The sequence below is a fragment of the Mesorhizobium sp. M0276 genome, from assembly GCF_040321755.1.
Lineage (GTDB): Bacteria > Pseudomonadota > Alphaproteobacteria > Rhizobiales > Rhizobiaceae > Mesorhizobium.
This window is the reverse complement of sequence record NZ_JAMYSC010000121.1, coordinates 1-5,969: the sequence shown is the minus strand read 5'-3', so window position 1 is coordinate 5,969 and position 5,969 is coordinate 1. Positions and strand designations below refer to the sequence as shown.

Sequence of the window (5,969 nt, the reverse complement as noted above, 5' to 3'; positions counted from 1 at the left end):
AGAGGTCCTTTCAGAATCGATTTCCGCACACCACACAAGAGTCCCTTTGTACTCATGTGCGATTCCCCTGCCCTCGAGGGGGGAGATTAGCCGCTTCGCCGCTTTCACCTACTATCAACGCTGCAAGGTGAGTATCCACCCACCGACTTGCCTTATCTGACCGCAACCCCGGCCCAACCTTCCCCCTAATTGCGCGTCCCCGCCCAACATCGACAAGAAATTTCGCAGACATATCTACATCTTGGTGTTCGGGAGGCTGCATCGGCCGGCGCGGCCGGGACTGAAGGCTTGCCCGACGAATTCGCACTGGCCGTGCAGATATGCAACTATCGGCGCCAGGCAACATTGGAGGACTTGGTCATGGCCGATGCTGGGATGTTGCGGTTTCACGTTCCGGAGCCGGAAGTGCGACCGGGCGGAACGCCTGACTTTTCCAATGTGCCGATCCCGAAGGCCGGCTCGGTGCCGCGCCCCGACATCGATGTCGATCCGCGCACCATCCGCGATCATGCCTTCTCGATCATCCGCGTGCTGAACCGCAATGGCGAAGCCGTTGGGCCCTGGGCCGGCCTGCTTTCCAGCGACGAGCTTTTGGCCGGCCTGCGCCACATGATGACGCTCAGGACCTTCGACGCGCGCATGCAGATGGCGCAGCGCCAGGGCAAGACCTCGTTCTACATGCAGAATCTGGGCGAAGAGGCGGTGGCTTGCGCCTTCCGCAAGGCGCTGGCGCCGGGCGACATGAATTTCCCGACCTATCGCCAGGCGGGGCTGCTCATCGCCGACGGCTACCCGATGGTCACGATGATGAACCAGATCTATTCCAACGAGGCCGATCCGCTGAAGGGCCGGCAATTGCCGATCATGTATTCGTCGAAGGAGCACGGTTTCTTCTCGATCTCCGGCAATCTGGCGACGCAGTATATCCAGGCGGTCGGCTGGGCGATGGCTTCGGCGATCAGCAATGATTCGAAGATCGCGGCGGCCTGGATCGGCGACGGCTCGACGGCCGAGTCCGACTTCCATTCGGCGCTGGTGTTCGCCTCCACCTACAAGGCGCCCGTCGTGCTCAATGTCGTCAACAACCAGTGGGCGATCTCGACTTTCCAGGGCATCGCGCGCGGTGGCTCGGGCACGTTCGCGGCGAGGGGCCTCGGCTTCGGCATCCCGTCGCTGCGCGTCGACGGCAACGACTATCTCGCTGTCCATGCGGTCGCCAAATGGGCGGCGGAGCGTGCGCGCAGCAATCTCGGCCCAACGCTGGTCGAATATGTCACCTACCGCGCCGGCGCGCATTCGAGCTCGGACGACCCCTCTGCCTACCGGCCGAAGACCGAATCCGACGCCTGGCCGCTCGGAGACCCGATCGTGCGGCTAAAGAACCATCTCATCGCGCTCGGTGTCTGGTCGGAGGAGCGGCACACCCAGGCCGAGGCGGAAATCCTCGACACGGTGATCACGGCGCAGAAAGAAGCGGAAAGCCACGGCACGCTGCATGCCGGCGGCAAGCCTTCGACGCGCGACATGTTCGAGGGCCTCTACGCCGAGATGCCGCCGCATCTGCGGCGCCAGCGCCAGCAGGCGGGAGTCTGAGCCATGCCGAGACGCACCATGATCGAGGCGATCCGCGACGCCATGGACGTGTCGATGGCGCGCGACAGCAAAGTCGTCGTGTACGGCGAGGATGTCGGCTTCTTCGGCGGCGTCTTCCGCTGCACGCAAGGCCTGCAGGCCAAATACGGCAAGAGCCGCTGCTTCGATGCGCCGATCAGCGAATCCGGCATCGTCGGCTCGGCCATCGGCATGGCCGCCTATGGCTTGAAACCGTGCGTGGAGATTCAGTTTGCCGACTACATGTATCCGGCATACGACCAGCTGACCCAGGAAGCGGCGCGGCTGCGCTACCGCTCCAATGGCGATTTCACCTGCCCGATCGTGGTGCGGATGCCGACCGGCGGCGGCATTTTTGGCGGCCAGACGCACAGCCAGAGCCCGGAAGCGCTGTTCACCCATGTGTCGGGGCTGAAGACCGTGGTGCCGTCCAACCCGCATGACGCCAAGGGGCTGCTGATCGCGGCGATCGAGGACCCGGACCCGGTGATCTTCCTGGAGCCGAAGCGGCTCTACAACGGTCCCTTCGACGGCCATCACGACCGGCCGGTGACGCCATGGTCGAAGCATGCGCTCGGCGAGGTCGCCGACGGCCACTACACGGTGCCGCTCGGCAAGGCGGCGATCCGCAGGCCAGGGTCAGCCATCACCGTGCTCGCCTATGGCACCATGGTCTATGTCGCGCAGGCCGCCGCCGAGGAAACCGGCATCGATGCCGAGATCATCGATCTCAGGACGTTGTTGCCGCTCGACCTCGACAGCATCGTGGCTTCGGTGAAAAAAACGGGACGCTGCGTCATCGTGCACGAGGCGACGCTGACGTCGGGCTTCGGCGCCGAGCTGTCGGCGCTGGTGCAGGAAAACTGTTTCTACCATCTGGAAGCACCTGTGACGCGGGTCGCCGGCTGGGACACGCCCTATCCGCATGCGCAGGAGTGGGATTACTTCCCCGGCCCCGCCCGCGTTGGCCGCGCTCTCATCGAAACCATGGAGGCCTGAGATGGGCGAGCACATCATCAAGCTGCCCGATGTCGGCGAGGGTGTCGCCGAGGCCGAACTGGTCGAATGGCACGTCAAGGTCGGCGACATCGTGCGCGAGGACAGCGTGCTCGCCGCCGTCATGACCGACAAGGCGACGGTCGAAATTCCGTCGCCGGTCGATGGCGAAATCCTGTGGCTGGGCGCCGAGATCGGCGACACGGTGGCGATCGGCTCGCCTATCGTGCGGCTGAAGGTGGCGGGCGAGGGCAATGTTGCGGGTGGTGCGACGTCGGCAAAAGTCACGGCTGAGAGTACCCCCGCCCCTAGCCCCTCCCCACAAGGGGGAGGGGGACGCGTTTCAACCACGAAGGCCGACGCCAAGTCAGCCGCATCTAAGAATGCGCCAAGAACCACGGACGCCAGGGAATCAGATACCGGTATACGGGCGGCAGAGACCGAGTCCCCCTCCCCCTTGAGGGGAGGGGCTAGGGGTGGGGGTACTGCGCCGACGTCCAGAGTTGTCGGGCCCGTCGCCGCTCCCCGTCCCGAAGGCGAAAAACCGCTGGCCTCGCCGGCTGTTCGCCTGCGGGCGAAAGAGGCCGGCATCGATCTGCGGCAGGTTGCGGGAAGCGGCCCGGCCGGCCGCATCGGCCATGAGGATATCGATGCTTTCCTGGCACGCGGACCGCAGGTCGCCAGGATGTCCGGCCTCGCCCGCAACGACGCGGTCGAGGACATCAAGGTGGTCGGCTTGCGGCGCAAGATCGCCGAGAAGATGACGCTGTCGAAATCGCGCATCCCGCACATCACCTATGTCGAGGAGATCGACGTCACCGCGCTGGAGGAGCTGCGCGCCGCGCTCAACAAGGAGAAGCGCCCGGGCGTGGAGCGGCCGAAGCTGACGCTGCTGCCGTTCCTGATGCGGGCGATGGTCAAGGCGATATCGGACCAGCCCAATCTCAATTCGCTGTTCGACGACGAGGCCGGCATTATCCACCAGCATGGCGGCATTCATATCGGCATCGCCGCGCAGACGCCGTCGGGGCTGGTGGTGCCTGTGGTCAAGCATGCCGAGGCGCGCGACATCTGGGAGTGCGGCGCCGAGATCATCAGGCTGGCCGAGGCGGCCAAGTCGGGCACGGCAACCCGCGACGAGCTGTCCGGCTCGACCATCACCATCACCTCGCTTGGCGCCATGGGCGGCGTGGCGACGACGCCGGTCATCAATCATCCGGAAGTGGCGATCATCGGCGTCAACAAGATGATGGTGCGGCCGGTGTGGGACGGCACCCAGTTCATCCCGCGAAAGATGATGAACCTGTCGTCCAGCTTCGACCATCGCGTCATCGACGGCTGGGACGCGGCGGTGTTCATCCAGCGGATAAAAGCGCTGCTGGAAACGCCGGCGCTGATTTTTGTGGATTGAGGGCGGAGATGTCGGCGGGACAGCGCCCCCCTGTGCTCTGTCGGGCCGGTTTTCTTCTTACGATGTTGAAAGTTAGCGAAAGCAGTGGAGTGCGTAATCTCCCCCCTCGAGGGGGAGATGGCCGGCAGGCCAGAGGGGGTCGGTACGACTGGACGCGACCGCCTTGCGCAGCAGATGCAGGCTGGCGCTCTACGCCCGGCGACCCCCTCTGTCGCCTTCGGCGACATCTCCCCCTCGAGGGGGGAGATTACGGGCTTCAAGGGGGGCGCGAAGGATCGCTGCAGAGCGCTCTTTTCGAGCAGGCGCGACAAATAGTTAGGATGCCATCATGAAAGAAATCTCCTGCAAGCTGCTCGTCATCGGCGCCGGTCCGGGCGGCTATGTCTGCGCCATCCGTGCCGGCCAGCTCGGCGTCGACACGGTGATCGTGGAAGCCGGCAAGCCGGGCGGCACCTGCCTCAATGTCGGCTGCATCCCGTCCAAGGCGCTGATCCATGCCGCGGAAGAGTTCGAGAAGGTCTTGCACATGGCCGGCGGCGAGAGCCCGCTCGGCATCTCGGTCACCGCGCCGACGCTGGACCTTGCCAAAACAATCGCCTGGAAGGACGGCATCGTCAGCCGGCTCAACAGCGGCGTCGCCGGCCTGCTCAAGAGGGCCGGCGTGAAGACCGTGCACGGCTGGGCGACTTTTCGTGACGGCAAGACAGTTGCGGTCGAGACCGAGACCGGTAGCCAAGTGATCCGCGCCGAGGCGATCGTCATCGCCACCGGCTCGGCCCCGGTCGAACTGCCGTTCCTGCCCTTTGGCGGGCCGGTGATCTCCTCCACGGAGGCTCTGGCGCTAAGCGAAATGCCGAAAAAACTCGCGGTCGTCGGTGGCGGCTATATCGGACTGGAACTCGGCATCGCCTTCGCCAAGATGGGCGCCAAAGTGACCGTGGTCGAGGCCTTGCCACGGGTGCTGGCGCAGTATGACGCCGAACTCACCCGGCCTGTGGTCAAGCGGCTCTCCACGCTCGGCATCGAGGTGATGACGGGCGTCAAGGCGAAGGGAACCAAGGGTGGCGCGCTGCTGGTCGAGACATCCGACGGCAAGAGCACCAAGGTCGCCGCCGACAAAATCCTGGTGACGGTTGGCCGCAAGCCGGTGACTGAAGGCTGGGGGCTCGAGCAGATAGACCTCGACTTGGCGGGCAAATTCATCCGCATCGACGACCAGTGCCGCACCTCGATGCGCGGCATCTTTGCCGTCGGCGACGTCACAGGCGAGCCGATGCTGGCGCACCGGGCGATGGCGCAGGGCGAAATGGTCGCCGAAATCGTTGCCGGCCACAAACGCAGCTGGGACAAGCGCTCCATTCCCGCTGTCTGCTTCACCGATCCCGAGCTGGTGACGGCAGGCCTGTCGCCGGAAGAGGCCAAGGCGCTCGGCGGCGAGTTCAAGATCGGCATGTTCCCGTTCGCCGCCAATGGCCGCGCCATGACGAAGCTCGGCGAGGACGGCTTCGTTCGCGTCGTGGCGCGGGCGGACAACCATCTGGTGCTCGGCATCCAGGCGGTCGGGCAAGGCGCGTCGGAACTGTCGGCGGCGTTCGGGCTGGCGCTCGAAATGGGCGCAAGGCTGGAGGACATCGCCGGCACCATCCATGCCCATCCGACGCAAGGCGAAGGCTTCCAGGAAGCCGCGCTCAAGGCGCTGGGGCACGCGCTGCATATTTGAGGCGGTGTGATCTCCCCCCTTGAGGGGGAGATGGCCGGCAGGCCAGAGGGGGGTCGGTTCGACTGGATGCGACCCTCCTTGCCTTGCGACAGATGGAGGTTGGCGCTTGACGCGCGGCGACCCCCCTCTGTCGCCTTCGGCGACATCTCCCCCTTGTGGGCAGGGCTATCGCATATGAGTAAAGAGGCTAAGCAGGTTTTGATCGGCCCATCGTGCCTTGAGTCGTTTGTG

The 5,969-nt window shown here is 65.0% G+C and carries 4 protein-coding genes; all 4 read left to right on the top strand.

Going from position 1 to position 5,969, the window contains the following annotated elements; genetic code table 11:
• Nucleotides 1-360: 360 nt before the first annotated feature.
• On the top strand, nucleotides 361-1,593 hold the full coding sequence (locus NKJ01_RS35795; protein WP_352735271.1) for a 3-methyl-2-oxobutanoate dehydrogenase (2-methylpropanoyl-transferring) subunit alpha: 1,233 nt from the start codon (nucleotides 361-363) through the stop codon (nucleotides 1,591-1,593).
• Nucleotides 1,594-1,596: 3 nt separating this feature from the next.
• The gene (locus NKJ01_RS35790; RefSeq protein ID WP_352735269.1) at nucleotides 1,597-2,610 is read left to right on the top strand and encodes an alpha-ketoacid dehydrogenase subunit beta; all 1,014 of its coding nucleotides are present in this window, start codon (nucleotides 1,597-1,599) and stop codon (nucleotides 2,608-2,610) included.
• 1 nt (nucleotide 2,611) lies between these two features.
• The gene (locus tag NKJ01_RS35785; protein ID WP_352735267.1) at nucleotides 2,612-4,018 is read left to right on the top strand and encodes a dihydrolipoamide acetyltransferase family protein; all 1,407 of its coding nucleotides are present in this window, start codon (nucleotides 2,612-2,614) and stop codon (nucleotides 4,016-4,018) included.
• 328 nt (nucleotides 4,019-4,346) lie between these two features.
• Nucleotides 4,347-5,738 carry a dihydrolipoyl dehydrogenase gene (lpdA, locus tag NKJ01_RS35780; RefSeq protein ID WP_352735265.1) on the top strand — a complete coding sequence of 464 codons (1,392 nt, stop codon included), beginning with the start codon at nucleotides 4,347-4,349 and terminating at the stop codon, nucleotides 5,736-5,738.
• The last annotated feature ends 231 nt before the right edge of the window (nucleotides 5,739-5,969 follow it).

What these genes read in the sequence shown, in the direction of transcription:
- NKJ01_RS35795 (WP_352735271.1), top strand. Translation starts at nt 361, where the DNA reads ATGGCCGATGCTGGGATGTTGCGGTTTCACGTTCCGGAGCCGGAAGTG.
- NKJ01_RS35785 (WP_352735267.1), top strand. Translation starts at nt 2,612, where the DNA reads ATGGGCGAGCACATCATCAAGCTGCCCGATGTCGGCGAGGGTGTCGCC.
- lpdA (WP_352735265.1), top strand. Translation starts at nt 4,347, where the DNA reads ATGAAAGAAATCTCCTGCAAGCTGCTCGTCATCGGCGCCGGTCCGGGC.
- NKJ01_RS35790 (WP_352735269.1), top strand. Translation starts at nt 1,597, where the DNA reads ATGCCGAGACGCACCATGATCGAGGCGATCCGCGACGCCATGGACGTG.